Genomic DNA, 22697 nt, shown 5'->3' with positions numbered 1-22697 from the left:
GTGGTCAAGGAGAGAATCCTGAGGTGCTCGAGTGAATCATGGCCAAGGAACTCGGCAAAATGGCCCTGTAACTTCGGGAGAAGGGGCGCCTACTCGCAGAAATGAGAGAGGCCGCAGTGAAAAGGCCCAGGCGACTGTTTATCAAAAACACATGGCTTTGCGAAGTGGAGACACAAAGTATAAGGCCTGACACCTGCCCGGTGCCGGAAGGTTAAGGGGGGGCGTTACCGTAAGGGAAGCGCTGAACTGAAGCCCCGGTAAACGGCGGCCGTAACTATAACGGTCCTAAGGTAGCGAAATTCCTTGTCGGGTAAGTTCCGACCTGCACGAATGGTGTAACGATCTGGGCACTGTCTCGGCCATGAGCTCGGTGAAATTGTAGTCGCGGTGAAGATGCCGCGTACCCGCAACGGGACGGAAAGACCCCATGAACCTTTACTGCAGCTTAGCATTGGCATTGGGCAAACAATGTGTAGGATAGGCCGGAGGCAGTGAAGCGGCGTCGCCAGGCGTTGTGGAGCCACTGTTGAAATACGGCCCTTTGTTTGTCGGGTGTCTAACCCGCGAATGTCGGGGACATTGCTTGGTGGGTAGTTTGACTGGGGTGGTCGCCTCCAAAAGGATAACGGAGGCTTCCAAAGGTTCCCTCAGCACGCTTGGTAACCGTGCGCGGAGTGCAATAGCATAAGGGAGCTTGACTGCGAGGCCGACAAGCCGAGCAGGGTGGAAACACGGGTATAGTGATCCGGCGGTACCGAATGGAAGGGCCGTCGCTCAAAGGATAAAAGGTACTCTGGGGATAACAGGCTGATCTCCCCCAAGAGCTCATATCGACGGGGAGGTTTGGCACCTCGATGTCGGCTCGTCACATCCTGGGGCTGGAGAAGGTCCCAAGGGTTGGGCTGTTCGCCCATTAAAGTGGCACGCGAGCTGGGTTCAGAACGTCGTGAGACAGTTCGGTCCCTATCTGTTGCGGGCGTGGGAAACTTGAGAGGATCTGACCTTAGTACGAGAGGACCGGGTTGGACGGACCGCTGGTGTACCGGTTGTGGTGCCAACTGCACTGCCGGGTAGCTACGTCCGGAAGGGATAAGCGCTGAAAGCATCTAAGTGCGAAACCCACCTCGAGATGAGGTTTCCGTACAGGGTTGTCATAGACGATGACGTTGATAGGCTGCAGGTGTAAAGCCGGAGACGGCATAGCCGAGCAGTACTAATAGCCCGAAAGCTTGCCTGTTCGGAGTTGTATTATCTTTGGTAATGTCGAAAGGCCAAAAAGGAAATAAAGATATTGTTCCGTCGCCTGAGAAATGTCGATGGGACGAAGAGCTTAGGGTGGTATGGCACGGGGGATCCACCTCTTCCCATCCCGAACAGAGAAGTTAAGCCCTGTCGCGCCGATGGTACTGGGGTTACACCCGGGAGAGTAGGTCGCCGCCCGCTTTTATACAGGCCCACCGCACAAGCGGTGGGCCTTTTCATTTTTATATGCCCCTGGCAGGACCGGGGGATCCGGCATGGGGGATTTTGATCAAGCGGAAAAGTTGGGGGCTGCCGGTTTTCTTACCGGAAAAACCACCGTTAAAGAAATGCCACAATGTCCCAAAGGCTCCAAGTGCATGCTGGACCTGCGGTTAACCCGCATTTAATGCGGTTTAGTTTAGTGTGTATTTGGAAAAATGTGTTCTGTCTTTTTTCCTTGGGCAATTATCTTTCTTGCCAAATTCCCGGTTGGTTTTTCATCTCTCTACCGTTGTTGCCTTTTTGCTTCAGGTCAAAAAAGTAACCCGAAAACCCCGCCGCTACGCCACGGCGCACAGGTGTGCAGCTATTGGCCTAAAATTAAAGCCTACCCCCATGCAGGCAAACTCCTTCTTTTTGGCTGCCAAGTAGATGTTGTAAACTGGAATTGAAAGAATTTATGATTGCTTAGTGACTTGGAGCCTTGGTGGCGTATCACTGGTTCGATAAACACATAAACTTATTGCTTACAGAAATATTGCTTGATCCACAATGTCCCAAAGGCACCAAGTGCAGGTTGGACCTGCGGTGAAAAGAATTTATAATTGCTTTGTGTTTTAGTGGCTTAGTGGCCTACCAGTTTTTGAGAGCTTCATATACCTTGTGCACAGGTAGTCCCATGACGGTATAGAATGAACCAACCAATTTGTAAACTGCAGCATAGCCAATCCACTCTTGAACGCCATATGATCCCGCTTTATCAAAGGGATGATATTTTTCTATGTAGTGCGTTATTTCATGATCGGAAAGATGCTTGAAATGTACCTCCGTGATATCGTCAAAAACAACCTTTTTGACCTTGTCCAGGATGCATACACCTGATATGACATGATGGACATTGCCGGATAGCATTTGTAACATTTGGACGGCTTCTTCTTGATTATTCGGTTTATTCAGGACTTTGTCGTTGATCAAGACAGTGGTGTCTGAAGTGATCAAAATTTCGTTTTCTCCAAGGTCAGCCTCAAAAGCAGCCGCCTTCTTTTCCGCAAGAAAGGCAGCAACCTGATTGTCGGGGAGTTCGGCAGGGAAGTCTTCATTGACATCCTTTGTTCTGATTTCAAATTCAATGTCGAGGCCTTTCAAAAGTTCTTGTCTTCTGGGAGACTTACTGGCTAAAATTATTTTTTTATTGGGTAAAATAGTTCTCAATGTGTGGTATGATTTAGGGATAGGTAATGAATTCTTCTTCTTTGATGGATCCAAATAACAATCCAAAGGACGTTTTTGGGTAGAAATAGGTTGATTTCTGGGGGAGTGTATATCCTGAATGACAGACTTCCATCACTTCTTCGATGGATATTTCCCTGGTCAGTAAGGCTACGTCGGCTTTTCCACTGTTTAATAGGTCTTGGCAGTTTTTTCGGTCAGTTTCATAGATGATTCTCTTTGAATGCTGTTGGTCTCGAAAAGGAATCCCAATGACTTGGTCAACAAAGAAATAATGCAATACTGATATATCCAAGCGCTTTACTACTTCTGGTATTGCAGAAATGAACAATTTATATTTCTCCTGGCGCAAAGATATTTTATAGGCTGTTTGTTTGAGCATTAAAATAAATGTCCAAGGTTGTGTGATCCTCAAACTATCTAATTTCAGGTCAATGGAGATGCATTCTATCGCAAAGAATTCAGCAGTTTTTTCCAATAGTTGATTCTTTGGAAGCGATACATTAGAAAGTAAGCGGTGAGTGGGAAGAATTTTTAAATGATCTGAATGGGCGTTTGTAAAATACATCATATGGTAATTATAAGCTTCGTTGCCCGTATGCTGGCCATTTTTGGCTTTTGAATATTCCCTATGTTGGATGGATGCCTCAAGTCTATGGTGTCCGTCAGCTAAAATCACCTTTTGATCCTTTAGGTGGTTTATAAACTGCATGATATCCTTAGGATCTTTGACAGCTGCCAATTGCTCTCGGATACCCATTTCATTCCTAAAATCCAAAATGGGTTTTTTCATGGAATGGTCCATAATCGGTAATAAGGTGTTTTCTGGGTCTTCGTACAGCCCATGTGTAGGGCTGGTTTGGATTTGGGTTTCTTCCAATAGCCGGATCCGCTCTTTTAAAGCATGGGAAATGGTGTTTTCGTGGCCTAGGATCACCTCATCTTCCCATGGATAGGCTTTGATATAGGCTATAAATCCTTTTCTACAAAATTGTTCCTGTGAGCCAGGAAGGCTAAAGTGCTGGTAATATACATATACGGCTAGTGATGGCGCTTGCATAAGAATGCCATCGGTTTTCCATTTTTGTAATAAAGTTCCCGCTTTTTCCAAGTTTTTGATGGATTTGGGGAGGCTGAGGTGAATGCTGTTTATAGGGTTTTGATAGCGCTTATTGAGCTGTTTTGCAGGAATCTCATCAAATGTCGGTACTGTCAATTGAGCTATCTGTGGACGTAGTTTATCAGCATACAGCCATGCACTGAACGGGATGATTTCAGCCATTCATTCTTCTGGTTTTCCATTTAGACTCTTTTTGCTTTTTTTCATCACTGGCCATGGGAGTCGGCTTAGCATTGGGCATTAGATACGTGGCGATAGCGGCAAGAATTTCTTGCTCTTCATCCATCAAGTTCTCTGAGAGCAAATCTGGAGAAAAATGCTTTTCGACAAACTTTGTGTCAAACTCTCCTGTCTGAAAGGCAGGATGCAGCATGACATAACGGGCAAATGCCAGGGTGGTCGTAATGCCGGTGATCTGGTAACCGTCAATAGCCCGTACCATTTTTTGGATGGCCTTTTGTCGGTCTTCATCATACGTGACCAGCTTGGCAATCATGGGGTCGTAGTAGATGGGGATTTCCATTCCTTCCCGAAACCCATCATCTACCCGGATACCTGGGCCTTGTGGCAATTTGTAGGTCACTAATCTACCAATGCCAGGTAAGAAATTATTGGCAGGATCTTCGGCATAAACCCTCGTTTCTATGGCATGCCCTATGATTTTGAGGTCTTCTTGGGCAAAGGATAGCGGGTGACCTTCAGCGATGAGGATTTGCTCCCTTACCAAATCCTTGCCGGTGATCATTTCGGTAACTGGATGCTCGACCTGAAGTCGGGTGTTCATTTCCAAAAAGTAGAAATTAAGTGATTCGTCAACGATAAATTCCACTGTACCGGCACCATAGTAGTTGCAGGCCCTGGCAACATCAATGGCCGCAGTGCCCATTGCTTTTCTCATGTCCTCGCTGACGACAGCAGAGGGTGCTTCTTCAATTACCTTTTGGTGCCTGCGCTGAACAGAGCATTCCCGCTCAAAGAGGTGAACATAATTTCCATACTGGTCTGCAAGCACTTGGATTTCTATGTGCCTGGGAGAAGTGATGTATTTTTCGATAAAAACGGCCCCGTTTCCAAAAGCCGATTGCGCTTCGCTGACGGCTCTTTTCATTTGTTCTTCAAATTCCTCCTCGTCTTTTACGACTCTCATACCTTTTCCTCCTCCTCCTGCACTGGCTTTAATAAGGATGGGATAGCCAATTTTTGTGGCGGTAACTTTTGCTTCTTGGATATCCATTATGGCGTGGTCAGTACCTGGAACCATGGGGATATCATATTGGGAAACAGCTTTTTTGGCAGCAAGTTTATCGCCCATGACTTCGATGGATATCGGGGGTGGTCCGATAAAAATAAGCCCAGCATCAGCTACTTTTTTGGCAAAGGATGCATTTTCCGATAGGAAACCATAGCCCGGATGGATGGCATCAGCACCGAGGGCTTGAGAAGCTTCAATGATGCGTTCTCCGAGGAGATAGGATTTATGGGAAGGGGCAGGTCCGAGGCAATAGGCTTCGTCTGCATAAAGTATGTGAGGGGCGTTTTTATCTGCTTCACTATATACCGCTACGCAATAAAGTCCCATTTCCTTGATGGTCCTCATGATCCGTAATGCGATTTCCCCACGGTTGGCCACGAGGATTTTTTTTATTTTCTGCATATTCGATCGGGCTTCGTGCAAAACCAAAAATTGTGTAAATGTAAGATAACAATTAATGGGTAAATAACTGAAAAACGGGGCTTTTTTTGCACAATACTGGAAAAAGTGCTATTTTTGGGGGTTTTAACGGACCGCTATAAGAAGTAAAGATTAAGTACTCTAAACGTTATAAGTTTTGGATATATTTGAAAAATTAAACACGAATCTAGGGCCTTTGGGCAAACATTCTGATTTGTCAGAGGGATATTTCATGTTTCCTAAATTGGAAGGAGAAATAGCCCCTAGAATGAAATTTAAAGGAGAGGAAGTGCTGACATGGAGTCTGAATAACTACCTTGGCCTTGCCAACCACCCGGAAATCAGAAAAGCTGATGCCGAAGCCGCCCAGAAATGGGGAGCTGCCTATCCCATGGGGGCTAGAATGATGTCGGGAAATACCGATGTACACGAGCAGTTGGAGAATGAATTAGCGGCATTTGTAGGAAAAGAAAAGGCTTATTTGCTCAATTATGGCTATCAAGGCATTATGTCTGTGATCGACTCATTAGTGGATCGCAAGGATGTAATTGTTTACGATAGCGAATGTCATGCTTCCATCATCGATGGCCTGCGCATGCACATGGGGAAACGCTTTGTGTATCCTCATAACGACATGGAGAGCTTTGAAAAGCAGCTTGTCAGAGCAGAGAAGCTTACCAATGAAACTGGAGGAGGTATCCTCGTGGTCACCGAAGGTGTTTTCGGGATGACCGGTAATATGGGAGACCTTAAAGGGATCGTAAAATACAAAGAGAAGTACCAATTTAGATTGGTAGTAGATGATGCACATGGTTTTGGAACGATGGGCCCAACAGGCGCTGGTGCAGGAGAAGCGCAAGGAGTTCAAGATCAAGTGGATCTTTATTTCTCCACTTTCGCAAAATCCATGGCCGGAATTGGTGCATTTGTAGCGGGTGATGCCAAAGTGGTGCATTACCTGAAGTACAACATGCGTTCTCAGATTTTTGCCAAAGCACTACCGATGATCTTCGTAGAAGGTGCGCTGAAAAGATTGGAGATGATACGTGAAAATCCAGGTCATAAGGATAAATTATGGGAAGTGGTAAATGCTCTTCAAAACGGCCTTAAGGAAAAAGGCTTTAGCATCGGTACCACCACTACTCCGGTCACTCCTGTGGTACTGAACGGAACGGTAGGAGAGGCTGCTACACTTAGCAAGGACCTTAGGGAAAATTATAATATTTTCTGCTCTGTTGTAATTTATCCCGTAGTGCCAAAAGGCATGATTATCCTGCGATTGATCCCTACAGCCGCCCACACACTGGCTGATGTAAGTGAAACCATTACCGCATTTGAAGCCATTAAGGACAAATTGACCAGTGGCTACTATAAAACTTCCGAATTGGCTACCTCGTTTGGAGAATAAATCCAAAAAACATGCCTCTTCTGTTGTTTTATAAACATTTTGACTATATTGAGAAGGTAAAATAAACTTATCATCAACCAAAAAACTTATTTTTACTATGAGCAGATTTAGTGAAATTAAAGATCTCGTTACCTCTTTGGAGTCAGACTTTGAGAAGTTCTATGACAAAGGCAACCAAGCTGCCGGTACCAGGGTAAGAAAGGGAATGCAAGATCTTAAGAATATCGCACAAGATATTCGTAAAGAGGTTCAGGATATCAAGAATAAAGAATAATATATTTTCTTGTATTAAAAAAAGGAGACCAGCTAAGTTGGTCTCCTTTTTTTTGTTCTTTTGAGGTCTCGTTCGATACCGATCAGGGATCAAACGTTAAACCCGGTTTATGCATTAGGAATCGTAGTGAGAGCTGAAATTGCAAGAAAATCAGTTAGTTTGGAGGCATTAGCGTAGCATCGCTACGGTTATGCCGAAAACTAAAGTGAAACGGCTGATTTTGAAACAGTTTAAGGTCGCAACAGATAGGCTAATGCATATTCCGGGTTAAAGTTGGCGGCTGCCAGTTTTCTAAATGGAAAAACCACCGATAAAAATAATGCCATAAAGGTCCCAAAGGGTACCAAGTGCATGTTAGGCCTACATTGATAGATTACGCTCGAAAGCTAGCCCCAGAGGGGGCGATATAATTTTAGCCATGGGTGAAAGCCCATGGTAAATTTGCCCACCCAACGTTTTCGGTTTTAGCCGCATTTCTCTCCCTTTTCCCCATGAATTCCCGCTAAGCTCCATTCGTGCGGATGGAGGAAGCCCATCGTTTTTACGGTATGAATTTTTCTTTTATTAGACCATGTCAACATTCGTTCACCCAGAAATATTGCTTGATCCCCGATCAGCCTTTTTTTGCAAAGTAAATTTAGGATTAAACCTTTGCGGCAAGTTCCTTGATCTTTTTGTCCAATTCTTCCGTAGCCATAAGCAATGGCAATCTCACTTGGTCACCACATACTCCCATGTGCTTAAGAAGATTTTTGACGCCTACCGGGTTACTTTCTGCATACATCCAGGAATTGATATCCAGAAGCCTGAAAGTGGCCGCCAGCGATTCTTCCGCACTGCCATGGCAGATGGTCTTGAAGATATCAGGGTAGGCATTTGCCAAAACAGAAATGGCTCCTTGTCCACCGATCGCTTTTAAGGCTGTGGTCAGCATGTCATCACCCGATATCAATAAAAAGTCGGACGGTTTTTTGCGAACGATTTCCATGCATTGTACCATGTCACCGCTGGCCTCTTTTACACCTATGATTTTTGGATGTTTTGAAAGCCGCAGGGTGGTTGCTGCAGTTATATTGGACATGGTCCTTCCCGGTACATTGTAAAGGATGATTGGAACTGGGCTTACATCAGCCACTTTGATATAGTGTTGATAAATGCCCTCTTGGGTAGGTTTGTTATAATATGGACTGACAGAAAGCAGGGCAGATACACCGGAAAGGTCAGTTTCGTTGATCTCATCTATTGCGGCTTGTGTGTTGTTTGCTCCAATACCATAGACGATAGGTAATCTTCCGTTATTGGTCTTGACAGACGCAGCAAGGATCTCATGCTTTTCCTTACGGGACATCGTAGATGCTTCTCCAGTAGTGCCCATTACCACTAAGTAGTCTGCGCCTCCCTGGATAACATGCTCAATCACCTTGTCCAACCCATTAAAATCAATATTCCCTTCTTCATCAAACGGCGTAACTAACGCTACCCCTGTCCCAATAAATTGTTCCATTTTTAAATTATCTTCTTTAGGTATTTTAGTAAATTTTCAATATTTGGCGATAGATCGTTACCATCTTTCGCTAGCATAATATCCAGTATTTTTCCACCTTGTTCGCTAAGGAACCCTATTTTATAATCAGCGGATTTTTCCTGGACGATCAGTTGCATAAAGGGATCTAAAGCTGAGGCGGTAACTATTAAGATATCAGTGTTTTGCAGGAGGAACTCCTGAAGGGACTCGTCTGGTTTCCCCAATAAACTGAAATTTTGAACGGAGAAGCCATCTGTATTCCCTGTTTTATCACTATAGTGAACGCCTACCACATCTACCCCAGGAGGCCAGTTTTTGGCCACACAAGCTTCGGCTATTACCAAATTTTCATAAGAGTTTGCTAAAATATGAATTGATTTTATATCCTCAATCGATTTTTTGCTTTTCTCGTATTTTTGGTCGTTGTTTTTTTTGATTTTGAGTCCGATAAAGAACTTTTTGATCCATTTCATACCTGATGGCTTGGGGACAGACTAGTCTGCTATCATGCTTAAGAATTCGTTTTCAGATATCATTTTAATACCGAGTTTTACAGCTTTTTCTTTTTTACTTGGTCCCATATCAGCTCCTTCGATAATCAGGTCGAGGTTTTTGGAAACGGATTTCAAATAGGTGCCACCCTGGGCCGAAATGGCTTCAATGATCTCGTCACGCTTAAAGTGTTCAAATTTTCCGGATGCCAGCACTTTGAGTCCTTCTAGCGCATTGCCCTTCACTTCGGGAAGGTCTTCTGCACTTATCTCAAAGTGAAGACCATGATCTTTTAGCCGGACGATATTGGCTTGGTTTTCTTCCTTGGCAAAAAACTCGTGGATGCTGTTCACCAGCGTTTCTCCCACGCCATTGATGTCCAGTAGCTGTTCTGTATTTGCCTGACTGAGGTTATCGATGGTCTTAAAATGCCTGGCCAAGAGCTGGGCAGTATTTTCCCCAATATTCCTAATACCCAGGGCAAAAAGCACCTTTTCGAACGGCTGCTCCTTTGAGGCAGCGATTCCTGAAAGCATATTTGAAATTACTCCTTCTTGGAAGGTGTTGCCTTTTAGTTTTTTTATTTTGCCCTCTTGCTCTTGGTGCAGCTCAAAGTCAAAGGCCAGAACCATGTCGTGAACGGTGTTGTTTTGTTGGCTCAACTGGTGTAGGTCACTCAGGGCAATTTGATTACCTACAAACATGGCCAATACTGCTGATACAGGCAAGAAATCTTCAATTTGGTCATGGGAAATGCTTCCAAGGAGCGCTGTCAATTTATCGATGGCTGCCAAGTTAAGGGCTACCTTTTTGTTTTGCTTTTGGACAAAATCCGTGAATTGTTTTAGCTTCTGGTGCTGTTCCAATGTTTCGGTAGAGACCAGATATTGATCAATGGCCGAAAGTGAAATGCCGTCTGTGACTGCAAAGAGCGCTTTCCTCAAGGCAACAAACAAGTACCCATCACTGCTTTTTTCGTATTGTTCGGCATTGATTTCCAACCCCAACAATTGGTCTTTTTTATACTCCAGTTCATAAAGATCCGCCGGATGCTCCACATATCCCTGGTCGATCAGTGCCCTGATGCGCTCCGTGCCCATACTGTCGATGTTCATGGCACGTTTATGGACAAAATGTTCTATTCTTCCCAATACCTGTGGCGGACACGACACGGTATTAGGACAGAAATGCTTAGCTTCTCCTTCTTTTCTCTCCAGTGCTGTGCCACATTCCGGACAGTGGGTAATATAGGTGACCGGTTTGGCGTGGGGTTTTCTTTTATCCACTGCCACTGCGGTTATTTTTGGGATGATTTCACCTCCTTTTTCCACATAGACCACATCACCATTGTGCAGGTCCAGTCGCTTGATCTCATTGGCATTGTGCAAGGAAGCGCGTTTTACGGTAGTGCCGGCCAGCAAAACAGGAGAGAGGTTGGCCACTGGTGTAATGGCTCCGGTCCGGCCTACCTGATAGGTGACCGACATGAGCTCACTTTCTGCACTTTCTGCCTTATACTTATATGCGATGGCCCAGCGTGGGATTTTAGCCGTAAACCCTAGTTCTTCCCGCTGTGCATAATCATTTACTTTAAGCACCACACCGTCAGTGTCCAAAGGCAATGTGTGTCGTTTTTCGCGCCAAGTTTCAATGTATTCAAATACCGCATTGACATTCTTGCAGTTTTTGTAGGTTGGGGAGATATTGAAGCCCCATTTTTCAAGGAGGTGCATGGCTTCATCATGCTGGTCAACACCGATATCATCTCCCAGCAATTGGTAGAAATAACAATTTAGGCGCCGCTTGGCGACGATACTACTGTCTTGCATTTTTAAGGTGCCAGAGGCAGTGTTTCGTGGGTTGGCCAGCAAGGCCTCGCCATTGGCCTCTCGTTCGGCATTGATTTTTTCAAATGCTTTGACCGGAAGAAAAATTTCTCCACGAACCTCAAATTTACCGGGGATATCATCGCCCTGAAGGAAAAGCGGGATGTTTTTGATGGTTTTCACATTGGCGGTTACGTTATCGCCCCTGAAGCCATCTCCGCGTGTGACGGCCCTGACCAATTCACCGTTTTCATAAACCAAGCTGATGGCTACCCCGTCAAACTTCAATTCGCAGAAATAGCTGTAATCGCGGTGCCCCAAGCCTTTGGCCACCCTTTCGTCAAATGCGAGGAGTTCTTCTTTGCTGTAGGTGTTTCCCAGTGAGAGCATGCGTGTCTCATGTTCCACGGTTTCAAACTCCTTGGTGATCGTACCGCCGACATGTTGGGTAGGACTGTTCTTGTCTTGAAGGTCTGGGAATTGCTCTTCCAGTACCGTTAGTTCTTCCAGTAACTTGTCAAATTCGAAGTCACTGATATCACTGCGGTCCTCTTGGTAGTACAGCTGGTTGTGGTGGTTGATAGTAGCTGTTAATTCAGCAATTCTTTTTTGGGCTTCAGGTTTTGAAATGGTGCTCATCTAGCTGCTTAAAATTCTAATTGCTTTAACTCGCTTTATACATCAGGGATCGTGGTGAGTGCTGAAAGTGCAAGAAAATCAGTTAGTTTGTAGGTGTATGCGTAGCATCGCTACGGTTGCGCCAAAAACTAAAGCAAAGCGACTGATTTTGAAGTAATTTCAGTTCGTAAAAGATATGCTAATGCATATTCCGAGTTTAATGTTCAAATCTACATTTTTTCGGTGAATTTAAGGGGAAAAGCCCCTCCATAATTTATTTGGGCTGGCAATTTTGCATACAATAGCTATCTTTGGGGACGGAGTAACTAGAATAATGAAAGCGCAAAGAAACGAGGAAGTGGAACTGAAAATTCTGGAAGCAGCCAATCAGCTGTTTTTTAGAAATGGTTTCAAGCATACCACCATGGATGATATCTCCAAAAAATTAGGGATGAGCAAAAAGACGGTTTATCAGTATTTTCCGGGAAAGCAGGAACTGTTGGAGGCGTCATTTAACATGTTGAAAACGAGGTTGAGCCTTAAGGTGGAGACCATTTTGGAGAATGATGAACTTAGCTTTTTGTTAAAGTTGAAGTCAATGCTTTCGGCCATTGCAAAGGATTTGGCTCCCATTAATCCGGAATTGCTGGCAGATATGAGAGAACAAGTTCCAGAAGTATGGGCTTCACTGGAGGATTACATTCGGACGTCGGCTTATTTGCGTTTTCAGCGCCTGGTCCAAACGGGTATCGACCAAGGGCTGGTGGCTTCCCATGTGGACAAAAGCATGGTAGTACTCCTTTATGCGTCCGCCATTCAGAATTTGATAGATCCGAAATTTCTGGGCCAATTTCCAAAGGAGATGGTGGATGGACTCAAGACCAATCCAGCCAAAATCTACGATCAGGCAATTTCCATTATTTTTGAAGGAATTCTTACCCCTGAAGCCAGGGAAGAATACTTGGAGAAGAAAGGGTAAAGGTGGTAAGGATGGAATGTTTTAAGGGATATAATTTAAGGTGCCCAATAGTATATTAATTTTCTTCCTCACCGAAGGCTTTGAGAATATCCTCTTCGGTCATTCGGAGTTTGGACTTGCAGTCTTTTACCAGCTTACTGGCTTCCTTTACCAATGCGGAAAGTTCATCGATGCTTTTATCGTCCTGTTCCAAAAGACGGACAATTTCCTCTATTCTGGCCACTGCTTTATCGTAACTGAAATTTTTCTTTTCACTCATGGTTGTTTATTGAATTGATGGTACTTTGGATAGTTTTTTTTGTCCCATAGGTCATCATGGTGTCGCCTTTTTTCGGATAGGCATTACTGATGGGGACTCCATTGATTTCTGATCGGGTATATCCTTTGTTGAAGAAAGTGGCTGGATCAAGCCTGAGAAGGTCTTTTTCCAGATTTTCCATTTTGCTTTTTTGCTGTTGTAGAAGTCCTTGGACTCCTTTTTTGAACATTCCCTCCAAATTCTCCAGCTGATGGCTACGTAGCTTTATCGTCTGGCCAGTTAGGGAATGGATACGGTATTGGAGGAGGTTGGTTTTTTCCTGCTCCCGGTTTTTCTGGTTTAGAAAGAGGCTTTTTAGCAAATGGTCATACTGCGTCATTTTTCGATCTTCCTTTTGCAGGTGATAGGCAGCATTTCTTTCCAGTTGCGAAAAATGCTTTTCCAGTAGGTCCTCAAATTCCCTAAAGCCGCCTAAGATAAATTCTGCTACAGCAGTTGGGGTTTTCATTTTGGTATGGGCCACCATGTCAGCGATGGATTCATCCCTTTCGTGGCCGATGCCCGTGACCACTGGCAAGGTAGTATTGGCGATGGCCTTGGCCAGTCCATAATCATCAAAACAATCCAGGTCTAGCTGCGCACCACCGCCACGGATGATGACCAAGAGGTCAAATGGCTCGACCTGATGGGCCATTTCTACTTGCTCTATGGCCAGGATCATGCTGGTGGCCGCTTGGTCTCCCTGCAGGGTGGCTTGGTACAGCTTCCAATGGATGCTAAAACCTTCACGGTTATGGTCCACCTGATTGATGAAATCCCCAAATCCGGCGGCATTGGCCGAGCTGATGACAGCTATCCGCTGGGGAACTTGTGGTAAGATGAACTGTTTATTGAGATGGATAAGCCCTTCCTTGGTGAGCCTGTCGATGGTTTCCTGCCGTTTTCTAGCTTTCTCTCCCAAGGTGAAGTTTGGATCGATGTCCTTGATGTTCAGACTCAGGCCATAGACTTCGTGAAATTGCACGCTCACCTGCGCCAGGACTTTCATTCCTGCTTTGAGCGATTGGCCTGTAATCGAAGAAAACCTAGAGGAAATGCCCCTGTAGGTGTATGACCAGATGTTTGCGCGGATTTTGGCAAGCACTTGTCGATCGGTTTTTTCTACCAGCTCCAGATAGGCATGCCCACGGGGAGAATCACGCAGCTCCCCAATTTCCGCAATGACCCAGTAGCTAGGGTTCAGCTGCGTGTCCAAGGCTTGTTGGATAAGTTGGTTCAGCTCTAAAAGGGAAAGTGGATGTTGCATAGGACAAAGTAAATAAAAAATAAGGGTAGAGCGAAGAAAGTGACATGAACTGTCGCGATATATGGAAGCGTAAAGCCGAGGTCATCAGTTTTTATGTCATTTTATCGTTTTTTTGATTTGCCCTTATGCAGGCAAACCCCTACTGACCAAAGCCAGGTAAACCTTCTTTAGCTGCAAGCGTTATTTTTGGGTAGCATTTCGTCAAATCTGTCTAGCAGCCTAGCCGTTAGTTGAAGTTGCTATAGGCACACCAGCTGCTATAAATACATCAACTTAGCTGTTCGGCATTTATAATCCCGAACCGGAATAATGGGGATTTGTAATTTCCCTGGGCAGCACCAATGATGCCTAGCTTATGCGCAAATGATTTTCCTCAAAACACGAAATGTATTTGCCCCGTTTCGAAATTCCGGTCAGACAATATTGTATCAACAATCAATAATTTGGTGCAATAATCACTGGTAGTCAAGTACTACCTTTGTTTCGAACGATAAAATTTTGAACGTATGAATTGGAACGGAGTTTTTCCTGCGGTTACCACCAAATTCGATGGTGACGGCAACATTGATTATGATACTTTCTTCCTTAATTTGGAAGCCCAAATAGAGGCGGGTGTCAGCGGTGTGATTTTGGGAGGTACATTGGGGGAGTCCAGTGTATTGGAAGATGAAGAGAAAGTCGAACTTACCAAGAAGACCAAGGAGAGGATAGCAGGAAGGGTTCCCATTGTGCTCAACATTGCCGAGGGATCCACGGTCAAAGCGATCTACTGGGCCAAAAAGGCGGAAGAAATGGGGCTGGATGCCTTGATGCTGCTTCCTCCCATGCGGTATCCATCCGATCACAGGGAAACGGTCACCTATTTCAAGACAGTGGCAAATTCCACGGATCTTCCTATTATGATCTATAACAATCCGGTGGATTATAAAACCTATGTCACCTTGGAGATGTTTGATGAACTGATGGAATGTGAAAATATCCAAGCTGTCAAGGAATCTACCCGTGATGTGTCCAATGTTACCCGCATGAAAACGAGGTTTGGAGGTCGCTATAAAATTCTCTGTGGTGTCGATACCCTTACCATGGAAAGTGTGCTGATGGGAGCCGATGGATTGGTCGCTGGTTTGGTCTGTGCATTCCCAAAAGAAACGGTGGTCCTTTTTGACCTGTGCAAGGAGCGAAGGATTGAGGAAGCATTGCCGATATATCGGTGGTTTTTACCATTGCTAGAACTGGATATTCATCCTAAATTAGTGCAGTATATCAAACTGGCCGAGCAGATGGCCGGCATTGGTACGGAGCACGTTCGTGCGCCAAGACTGACCTTGGTCGGGGAAGAAAGGGCACGTGTCGAAAAACTCATTCAAACCGGCTTGGAAAACAGACCGGAATTAACTGAAATCAAAACCAGTATATAATGCAACTAGATAAGGTGATTTACCAATCTGAAGCAGCTTTTAAACACTACAAAAACACTTCTCTGGCAGATAGGGCAAGGTTCCTTCGGATGATTGCCGAGCAATTAGAAGCCATTAAGGGGGCGTTGGTTCCTACTGCTTGTGAGGAGTCCCATTTACCGGAAGGCAGGATCGAAGGAGAATTGGGACGGACCACTGGGCAGATTCGTCTTTTTGCCACTTACGTAGAAGATGGATCTTGGCTGGAAGCGACCATAGACCACGGGGATCCGGAAAGAACCCCCGTGCCAAAACCTGACCTGAGAAGGATGCTTGTGCCGTTGGGCCCCGTGGCAGTATTTGGAGCGAGTAACTTTCCATTGGCATTTTCTACGGCCGGTGGAGACAGTGTGTCTGCTCTTGCGGCTGGCTGTACTGTGGTGTACAAAGGGCACCCAGGCCATCCAAAGACATCTTTGATGGTATTTGAAGCGATCCAAAAGGCCATTGCGGCTGCGGGACTTCCTGAGGGGGTTTTTCAGCACATCGAAGGTGGGGTTTCCGAGGGCCAAGCACTGGTACAGCATCCTGCGATCAAAGCGGTAGGCTTTACGGGGTCATTCAAAGGAGGAAAAGCGCTTTTTGACTTGGCAAACAGTCGATCCGAACCAATTCCTGTTTTTGCCGAAATGGGCAGTATCAATCCGATTATTGCCTTTGAAAAGACATTGGCCGATCCCCAGCAAGCAGCGGGTCAATATGCGCAGTCTCTGACACTGGGAGCAGGACAATTCTGTACCAACCCGGGAGTGATTTTTGTACCGGTAGATGTCGCGGAGGCCTTTGCCCAGCAAGTCGGCAAAGCCTTGGCAGATACAGCTGGCCAAGCCATGTTGCACGATGGGATCCAAACGGCCTATAATGAAAGTCTGGATAAGCTGGCGAATGCTGGCGGGCTGAAGTGGATCCAAAAGGCCGCAGGAAAAGAAACAGGTCATCCCGCCCTTGCCCTTACTGATCTGGATACTTGGATCAAGGAGGAAGTGTTGCAAGAAGAGGTTTTTGGACCGTTTGGGATTGTGGTGGCCTATGATAGCAAAGACGCATTGCTCCAAGCAGCAAGCTCCTTGCAAGGCCAGCTAACGATCACGCTATGGGCCCATGAGGATGAGGTGGCCGACCAAGCAGCGCTCATCAGTATCCTCCAAGAAAAATGTGGACGCTTGCTCTTCGGGGGCGTGCCTACTGGTGTGGAAGTAGGTTACGCGATGCAGCACGGTGGCCCGTTTCCCGCCACCACAGACAGCCGAAGCACCTCTGTAGGGGTATATGCGATCAAACGTTTTGCCCGGCCATTTGCCTTCCAGAACTGTCCGGATCGCTTGCTGCCTGAGGTGCTGAAAGAAGCCAACCCTTTGGGGATAATCAGGACCGTTGATGGAGTGTTGAGTACAGGGGGGTAGTTTAAGGTACGAAGTAGGTGGGGGTAGCATTATTGGCGGTTGAGCAGAAATGTTGGTTTTGAAGGGAATTCGCTAAAAAAAATGCCCCTAAATCCCCTAAAGGACACTTTCTGATCAGTCCTTTAGAATACGTTGACGAAGGCTATCAGTGCAGGGGCTCTGCCCCTGCACTGATAGCCGAGGAGTCTCGGACTCCAATACAGGAAGAAAGATTTTCAATTTGGAAAACAAAGCATTGGAACGCATACGTTGGTCAGGATTTAAAATCCTTAGAGCTTTAAATTAGTCAATCGTATAAATTACCCTAAATAGTAGTGGTGAAATAATAAATGAAAAAAACCTTTAGTTGTATTGATGCCCATACATGTGGCAATCCCGTGAGGGTGGTCACGGGCGGTCTTCCTTTTTTGGAGGGGGAAAACATGTTTGAGAAACGGCAGTTTTTTGTCAAACATTACGATTGGATCAGGAGAGGCTTGATGTTTGAACCTCGTGGACATGATATGATGTCCGGGGCGATGCTCTATCCGCCCCATGATCCGCAAAATGATGTAGCGGTCCTGTACATAGAAACCAGCGGATGCCTGCCCATGTGCGGGCATGGTACGATCGGCACGGTGACGGTAGCCATCGAAGAAGGCTTGATCACACCTAAAACCCCTGGCAAATTAAGGTTGGAAACCCCGGCAGGATTGGTGCTGGTAAGTTATACGCAGGAGGGAGAACAGGTGACTTCGGTAAAATTGACCAATGTACCCAGTTTCGTGATTTCCAAAGGGCTGAAAGTAAATTGTGATGTGCTCGGAGAACTGACGTTTGACGTATCTTATGGCGGGAATTTCTATGCGATTGTGGAGCCGCAGGAAAATTTCGGTGGCTTACAGGATTTTACCGCAGAGCAGTTGATCACGATGAGCCGAAAGCTTCGTAAAGCCATTAATGAAGCCTATGAATTTGTCCATCCTGAAAATCCACGCATCAATGGCCTGAGCCATATCCAGTGGATTGGCAGGACCTTGGACAATAGCTCCCACGGCCGCAATGCAGTGTTTTATGGGGACAAGGCCATCGACCGCTCTCCATGTGGTACCGGAACTTCCGCCAGGATGGCACAGCTCTATTCGCAAGGGAAATTGCACGTCAACGAACCATTTGTCAATGAAAGCTATATTGGTTCGAGGTTTACCGGTGAAATTATCGGAGAAACCAAAGTGGGGGATTTTGATGCCATAATACCTAGTATAGAAGGCTGGGCCAAAATCACCGGTTATAACACAATCTTTTTAGATGATGATGATCCCTATGTGCATGGATTTCAGGTGATATAGCGAATGGAAAAAGGCTGTCCAAGGATTGGGACAAATACAAAATATCAAGTAAAACGTATCTAGGATTCAGAACCAAGTGTAAAGCAAAGGAATAGCCTTATAGCTATCCACAGTATAAAAGCGCAACACTAAAACAATTCTACAACAAAACAATATGAAACCAACGGTGGTAATAGGAGGGGGGATTGTTGGGCTTTTTACAGCCTATTTTCTCCAGCAACAGGGTGAAGAGGTGATTGTCGTGGACAAAGGAGACATGAAGGAAAACTGCTCCACGGGCAATGCGGGGATGATCGTGCCCAGCCACATCGTGCCCTTGGCATCACCAGGTATGATTGCTAAGGGGATTTCCTGGATGTTTTCTTCCAAAAGCCCCTTTTATATCCAGCCCCGTCTGGATAAGCGATTGATCGATTGGTGCCTTCAGTTTTACCGACATTCTAATGCCAAGCATGTGGCGCAATCCATTCCTTATCTAAAGGGAATCAGCCTGTACAGCAAGCAGCTTTACATGGATTTTGTAGCCACCCATGGAAATGAAGCCATCAAATTACAAGACCGTGGGCTGTTGATGCTGTACAAGACCAGGGAAGGCGAAAAAGAAGAGGCAGAACTGGCGCATTTGGCGCGGGAAAGTGGGCTGAATGCAGAGATCCTCAGCAAAGATGATATCCGAAAATTGGAGCCAAACCAAGAGGTGGACGTGCGTGGCGGGGTGTATTTTCCGGATGATGCCCATCTCTCTCCAAAAGACCTCTATCGCATCCTTAAAAATCACTTGAAGGAGCATGGGGTGCAGTTAAAGAGCAATGTGGGCATCACGGGAGTCGAGAAAGCAGGGAGCAAAATAACGGCGGTCATTACTTCCCAAGGCAAAATTGATTGCAGCCATGTGATGGTCTGTGCAGGTTCATGGTCAGGAGAAATCGCCAAGATGCTAGGGTTCAGGCTTCCCATGATGGGCGGAAAAGGATACAGCTTTGAACTGACCAATACGCCGGAACTGAAACAAGCAAGTATTCTGACAGAAGCCAGGGTTTCCCAAAGTCCCTACGGCGACAAGGTCCGTTTTGGCGGCACCATGGAAATCTCCAATCGTATTGACATGATAAATATGAGGCGTGTACAGGGGATTTTTGAATCGATCAAAGCTTATTATCCTGAATTTCAGGCTGATTTTCCTTCCCAGGATAAAATATGGAAAGGCATGCGTCCTTGCTCACCAGATGGGTTGCCCTATATCGGCAAGGCACCGGGCTGGGAAAACGTGGCCTTCGGGGCAGGGCACAGCATGATGGGCGTGAGCTTGGCACCTGCCACCGGCAAGCTCCTCGCCGATCTCAAAACCGGAAAAATCGGAACGCTGAAAACAGACGCTTTTGCGGTGGGGAGGTATGCGGGGAAATTATAAAGGTTAACGTTTTATCATAGGTGAACTCCAGACAGTTACTGGTCTTCTTTCCAAAACTCCAAACACCTACAATATACCCCCAGTCGGCAATCAGGAGCATATCCTGTGCACCAATCAAAGACATAGACGCCACCGTTTATCGGAGTGAAATCTTCTTCAAGCAATCCTATGATAAGGCTGTATTTCTCCCTAATTGGGAAGTTATTGGGGGTATCATGGATGCCACCCCAGGATGCAAGCATTTTTTCGAAAGCTTCACAGATGTGTTTGATTTCCTCGTCAGAGAAATCGTTGGAAGGCGGAAAATCCTCAGGGCTTAATCCACAGTAATAACCAAGCGTATGTGCCGCATCACCGGAAAGCCACTGATCTATTTCTTGGAAATGTTCCTCGATATCGGATTTGTCGATGGGATTAGGAAAAGATTCCTCCTTATGGGCATCTTGAATATCCTGGAGCAAATGAGAAAAGTAAGGATGCATAATTAAAGATTTGATCAGAGGGCTTCAAATGAATGTTATATCTCGTTAAAAATAGGAACACTTTATCGATTATTCAATTCGGTACATTGGCCTATTTAGGCCACTGGGGACGTTCCCACCTCCAAACTAACTAATAGCTGCCAGGACAGGCGTTGACAAAACCAAATATATAAACCGAGTTTAAAAATATACAACACTGATCAGTAAATTCAAATTCTGGAAATATGGGTTTAATTATTTTTCATGCTAAATTCCAAGATGGTCTTTACCTCTTTACCTTTGTTACTTTTTTGCTTCAGGTCAAAAAAGTAACCCAAAAACCCCGCCGCTGCGCATCTATTGGGCTAAAATTAAAACCCTCCCTCATGCAAACTCCTCCTTTTCTAGCAGCCAGCATTCTTTTTGGTCAGCATTTCGTCAAACAAGCCTGCCTTTTTGCCCGCCCGCTTTTTAATTTCTTAACGCCAAATACCTGCAAGGCGAATTCAGTTGATAAGTCCCGTAAAGGTATCGCTTCCTTCTTACGGCCCTTGGTATGCCTGTTTTCCAGCCGATGGTGGAGGCCGTTAAGAAAGTGAGTTGGCTCGCGTCGTGGAACAGCGAGACCCACTCGCTTTTAGGTCGTAGCCATCGGCTGGAAATTAAAATGGGTGACGGATCTCGGTCGCAGGGTAAATCCATGTTCCATTTTAAAGGGCAGACCACCGGCCTAGATTTTTTTCTTTCTTTTTTCATCAATGGAAAAAAGGAAAAGGATAAAATCCACCAAAATGGCCAAAGCCATACAGTTAAAGTCAAATAGAAAAGAAACTCCTAGCAGGTGAAAACAGGGAAATGGCCTTAACTAAACGACATTGATAAAACGGGTGTAAAAAAGCCATGGATTAAAACCATAATCCTCTCAATGGACGATCCGTATTGGAAAAACTTCTTAACTAAACGACATTGATTTTTCGGGTTAAACTCATCTAAATCATTCTCCCCACTTGGGCAGACAGGTGCGATGCTTTATTAGTACTTTAGACCAACTGATGTCCTTGCTCTTTCAGTATTTTCTGCGATAGGCTGCTGCTATTCTATTGTACAAACTTGGAGAAAGTGCCAGCGGCACGATGGGTTTAGTAACCTGCGGATTCATCCGCTGGATGTTAAGGCCTCCACCACCGCCAGAAGGAGTGCCAGCGGCACGGATGATAGCTGTCCTACACGAAAACTGTTTCCCTTCAAAACACTAAACGCGTTTGTCCTGAGGCCCTCCATAGGTGGGCAAGCTTGGTAACAGTAGTTGAAAGTAAGGAAAACCTTACCTTATGTGCCGTAGGTACATCACTTTCCCTTATCCTACCGCTTTTTAAAGTATGGCACCTGCCATGGAGCCTATTCTGCTAACTACCGTTCCCTTAGGCTCCGCTCAGGGGACGGTTTTTTGTGAATTGCTTTCATAAATGCGTTAGCATTCATGAGAACCATTAAAAACCAAAGTTCACGAATAATTATACCTTGCAATGGTAATCACAGCTTTGTATTCAAAAAATATACTCACCATGTTGTTGTGAATTGCTTTCAGAATTATACCTTGCAATGGTAATCACAGCTCTTCTTCTTCTTCTTGTGCTGTTAATCTTAGTGTTGTGAATTGCTTTCAGAATTATACCTTGCAATGGTAATCACAGCCAAGTCTTCTATCCCGACCTTACCTTCCTTGTTGTGAATTGCTTTCAGAATTATACCTTGCAATGGTAATCACAGCCGTGGCAAAGGAACTTTTATACCATCTTCAGTTGTGAATTGCTTTCAGAATTATACCTTGCAATGGTAATCACAGCTAAACGGTGCGACACTTATTTATTTGGGATGTTGTGAATTGCTTTCAGAATTATACCTTGCAATGGTAATCACAGCAGATGGCTCAATATTGGTTGCTAACGGTCAGTTGTGAATTGCTTTCAGAATTATACCTTGCAATGGTAATCACAGCTATAGATACTTTTGTATAAGCCATTTTTCGGTTGTGAATTGCTTTCAGAATTATACCTTGCAATGGTAATCACAGCTGATAAAACCCTTTTCCATTTGACAGACCTGTTGTGAATTGCTTTCAGAATTATACCTTGCAATGGTAATCACAGCGGCTTTTATGATTCAGAAAAAAACATTGGGTTGTGAATTGCTTTCAGAATTATACCTTGCAATGGTAATCACAGCTCATAATTACCAGTAGACATTGCATCGACTGTTGTGAATTGCTTTCAGAATTATACCTTGCAATGGTAATCACAGCACAAACAACGACACGACCTACACAAGTATGTTGTGAATTGCTTTCAGAATTATACCTTGCAATGGTAATCACAGCAAATAATTTATTGTTTCCCTGCTGGGTCGTGTTGTGAATTGCTTTCAGAATTATACCTTGCAATGGTAATCACAGCATATAAATGGAGCC

The 22697-nt window shown here is 45.1% G+C and carries 17 protein-coding genes, 2 rRNA genes and 1 CRISPR repeat array (2 of these 20 cut by a window edge); of the genes, 10 read left to right on the top strand and 9 right to left on the bottom strand.

The genetic code is table 11. From position 1 onward, the window contains the following. Together FDP09_RS19265 and rrf are read left to right on the top strand one after the other, a co-directional pair. Positions 1–1237, top strand: a 23S ribosomal RNA gene (locus tag FDP09_RS19265) (it extends 1646 nt beyond the left edge of the window). A 94-nt stretch (positions 1238–1331) separates the two neighbouring features. Continuing rightward, a 5S ribosomal RNA gene (rrf, locus tag FDP09_RS19260) occupies positions 1332–1443 on the top strand. Between the two features lie 651 nt (positions 1444–2094). Here rrf and FDP09_RS19255 read toward each other — a convergent pair. The 3 genes from FDP09_RS19255 to accC are packed head-to-tail and all read right to left on the bottom strand — an operon-like array spanning position 2095 to position 5465. Next, positions 2095–2673 (bottom strand): Maf family nucleotide pyrophosphatase, encoded by a 579-nt coding sequence (locus FDP09_RS19255; RefSeq protein ID WP_137404215.1) that lies wholly within the window; start codon positions 2671–2673, stop codon positions 2095–2097. Between the two features lie 13 nt (positions 2674–2686). Then, positions 2687–3973 (bottom strand): DUF1015 domain-containing protein, encoded by a 1287-nt coding sequence (locus tag FDP09_RS19250; RefSeq protein WP_137404214.1) that lies wholly within the window; start codon positions 3971–3973, stop codon positions 2687–2689. After that, on the bottom strand, positions 3966–5465 hold the full coding sequence (gene accC, locus FDP09_RS19245) for an acetyl-CoA carboxylase biotin carboxylase subunit (RefSeq protein WP_137404213.1): 1500 nt from the start codon (positions 5463–5465) through the stop codon (positions 3966–3968). The genes FDP09_RS19250 and accC overlap by 8 nt, the downstream gene beginning before the upstream one ends. A gap of 175 nt (positions 5466–5640) precedes the next feature. Between accC and FDP09_RS19240 the strand changes: the two genes are divergently transcribed. After that, positions 5641–6891, top strand: coding sequence for an aminotransferase class I/II-fold pyridoxal phosphate-dependent enzyme (locus FDP09_RS19240; RefSeq protein WP_137404212.1), 1251 nt, complete (start codon positions 5641–5643; stop codon positions 6889–6891). Positions 6892–6988: 97 nt separating this feature from the next. Next, on the top strand, positions 6989–7165 hold the full coding sequence (locus tag FDP09_RS19235) for a histone H1 (RefSeq protein WP_137404211.1): 177 nt from the start codon (positions 6989–6991) through the stop codon (positions 7163–7165). Between the two features lie 643 nt (positions 7166–7808). Here FDP09_RS19235 and dapA read toward each other — a convergent pair. Genes dapA through ligA form a run of 3 tightly spaced genes read right to left on the bottom strand, consistent with a single transcriptional unit; the run spans position 7809 to position 11647 of the window. Beyond that, positions 7809–8669, bottom strand: a complete 861-nt coding sequence (gene dapA / locus FDP09_RS19230; RefSeq protein WP_137404210.1) for a 4-hydroxy-tetrahydrodipicolinate synthase — start codon at positions 8667–8669, stop codon at positions 7809–7811. A 2-nt stretch (positions 8670–8671) separates the two neighbouring features. Then, positions 8672–9163, bottom strand: coding sequence for a DUF6913 domain-containing protein (locus FDP09_RS19225; protein ID WP_137404209.1), 492 nt, complete (start codon positions 9161–9163; stop codon positions 8672–8674). 21 nt (positions 9164–9184) lie between these two features. Continuing rightward, positions 9185–11647 (bottom strand): NAD-dependent DNA ligase LigA, encoded by a 2463-nt coding sequence (gene ligA, locus FDP09_RS19220; RefSeq protein ID WP_137404208.1) that lies wholly within the window; start codon positions 11645–11647, stop codon positions 9185–9187. 313 nt (positions 11648–11960) lie between these two features. Here ligA and FDP09_RS19215 point away from each other — a divergent pair, with 313 nt between their 5' ends. Further along, entirely contained in the window at positions 11961–12605 is a 645-nt protein-coding gene (locus FDP09_RS19215) for a TetR/AcrR family transcriptional regulator (protein ID WP_137404207.1), read from the top strand. A gap of 55 nt (positions 12606–12660) precedes the next feature. Here FDP09_RS19215 and xseB read toward each other — a convergent pair whose 3' ends face one another. Together xseB and xseA are read right to left on the bottom strand one after the other, a co-directional pair. Continuing rightward, complete coding sequence (gene xseB / locus FDP09_RS19210; protein WP_137404206.1) at positions 12661–12864, bottom strand: exodeoxyribonuclease VII small subunit; 204 nt, start codon at positions 12862–12864, stop codon at positions 12661–12663. Continuing rightward, the gene (xseA, locus tag FDP09_RS19205) at positions 12857–14170 is read right to left on the bottom strand and encodes an exodeoxyribonuclease VII large subunit (protein ID WP_137404205.1); all 1314 of its coding nucleotides are present in this window, start codon (positions 14168–14170) and stop codon (positions 12857–12859) included. Before xseA ends, xseB begins: the two co-directional genes overlap by 8 nt. Before the next feature lie 506 nt (positions 14171–14676). On the opposite strand from xseA, the gene FDP09_RS19200 reads away from it, so the two are divergent. The 4 genes from FDP09_RS19200 (at position 14677) to FDP09_RS19185 (ending at position 19769) form a co-directional block, all read left to right on the top strand. Continuing rightward, complete coding sequence (locus FDP09_RS19200; RefSeq protein ID WP_137404204.1) at positions 14677–15588, top strand: dihydrodipicolinate synthase family protein; 912 nt, start codon at positions 14677–14679, stop codon at positions 15586–15588. Next, positions 15588–17030 (top strand): aldehyde dehydrogenase (NADP(+)), encoded by a 1443-nt coding sequence (locus FDP09_RS19195; protein WP_137404203.1) that lies wholly within the window; start codon positions 15588–15590, stop codon positions 17028–17030. Before FDP09_RS19200 ends, FDP09_RS19195 begins: the two co-directional genes overlap by 1 nt. A 329-nt stretch (positions 17031–17359) precedes the next feature. Then, positions 17360–18358 (top strand): 4-hydroxyproline epimerase, encoded by a 999-nt coding sequence (locus tag FDP09_RS19190; RefSeq protein WP_137404202.1) that lies wholly within the window; start codon positions 17360–17362, stop codon positions 18356–18358. A gap of 154 nt (positions 18359–18512) precedes the next feature. Further along, complete coding sequence (locus FDP09_RS19185) at positions 18513–19769, top strand: NAD(P)/FAD-dependent oxidoreductase (protein WP_137404201.1); 1257 nt, start codon at positions 18513–18515, stop codon at positions 19767–19769. Positions 19770–19804: 35 nt separating this feature from the next. Here the strand turns inward: FDP09_RS19185 and FDP09_RS19180 are convergent, their stop codons facing one another. Next, positions 19805–20251 (bottom strand): hypothetical protein, encoded by a 447-nt coding sequence (locus tag FDP09_RS19180; protein WP_137404200.1) that lies wholly within the window; start codon positions 20249–20251, stop codon positions 19805–19807. Between the two features lie 535 nt (positions 20252–20786). On the opposite strand from FDP09_RS19180, the gene FDP09_RS19170 reads away from it, so the two are divergent. Next, entirely contained in the window at positions 20787–21053 is a 267-nt protein-coding gene (locus FDP09_RS19170) for a hypothetical protein (protein WP_137404198.1), read from the top strand. A gap of 747 nt (positions 21054–21800) precedes the next feature. Next, a CRISPR array of direct repeats spans positions 21801–22697; the repeat unit is 46 nt; unit sequence GTTGTGAATTGCTTTCAGAATTATACCTTGCAATGGTAATCACAGC; it runs 2188 nt beyond the window's last position.

This window comes from Echinicola rosea, from assembly GCF_005281475.1.
Taxonomy (GTDB): domain Bacteria; phylum Bacteroidota; class Bacteroidia; order Cytophagales; family Cyclobacteriaceae; genus Echinicola; species Echinicola rosea.
This window is presented reverse-complemented; position numbering and strand designations above follow the sequence as displayed.

Coding starts and splice junctions, on each gene's coding strand:
- FDP09_RS19195 (WP_137404203.1), top strand. CDS start 15,588: ATGCAACTAGATAAGGTGATTTACCAATCTGAAGCAGCTTTTAAACAC.
- FDP09_RS19185 (WP_137404201.1), top strand. CDS start 18,513: ATGAAACCAACGGTGGTAATAGGAGGGGGGATTGTTGGGCTTTTTACA.
- FDP09_RS19170 (WP_137404198.1), top strand. CDS start 20,787: ATGCCTGTTTTCCAGCCGATGGTGGAGGCCGTTAAGAAAGTGAGTTGG.
- FDP09_RS19215 (WP_137404207.1), top strand. CDS start 11,961: ATGAAAGCGCAAAGAAACGAGGAAGTGGAACTGAAAATTCTGGAAGCA.
- FDP09_RS19250 (WP_137404214.1), bottom strand. CDS start 3,973: ATGGCTGAAATCATCCCGTTCAGTGCATGGCTGTATGCTGATAAACTA.
- xseA (WP_137404205.1), bottom strand. CDS start 14,170: ATGCAACATCCACTTTCCCTTTTAGAGCTGAACCAACTTATCCAACAA.
- FDP09_RS19190 (WP_137404202.1), top strand. CDS start 17,360: ATGAAAAAAACCTTTAGTTGTATTGATGCCCATACATGTGGCAATCCC.
- accC (WP_137404213.1), bottom strand. CDS start 5,465: ATGCAGAAAATAAAAAAAATCCTCGTGGCCAACCGTGGGGAAATCGCA.
- FDP09_RS19225 (WP_137404209.1), bottom strand. CDS start 9,163: ATGAAATGGATCAAAAAGTTCTTTATCGGACTCAAAATCAAAAAAAAC.
- FDP09_RS19200 (WP_137404204.1), top strand. CDS start 14,677: ATGAATTGGAACGGAGTTTTTCCTGCGGTTACCACCAAATTCGATGGT.
- ligA (WP_137404208.1), bottom strand. CDS start 11,647: ATGAGCACCATTTCAAAACCTGAAGCCCAAAAAAGAATTGCTGAATTA.
- FDP09_RS19235 (WP_137404211.1), top strand. CDS start 6,989: ATGAGCAGATTTAGTGAAATTAAAGATCTCGTTACCTCTTTGGAGTCA.
- xseB (WP_137404206.1), bottom strand. CDS start 12,864: ATGAGTGAAAAGAAAAATTTCAGTTACGATAAAGCAGTGGCCAGAATA.
- FDP09_RS19180 (WP_137404200.1), bottom strand. CDS start 20,251: ATGCATCCTTACTTTTCTCATTTGCTCCAGGATATTCAAGATGCCCAT.
- dapA (WP_137404210.1), bottom strand. CDS start 8,669: ATGGAACAATTTATTGGGACAGGGGTAGCGTTAGTTACGCCGTTTGAT.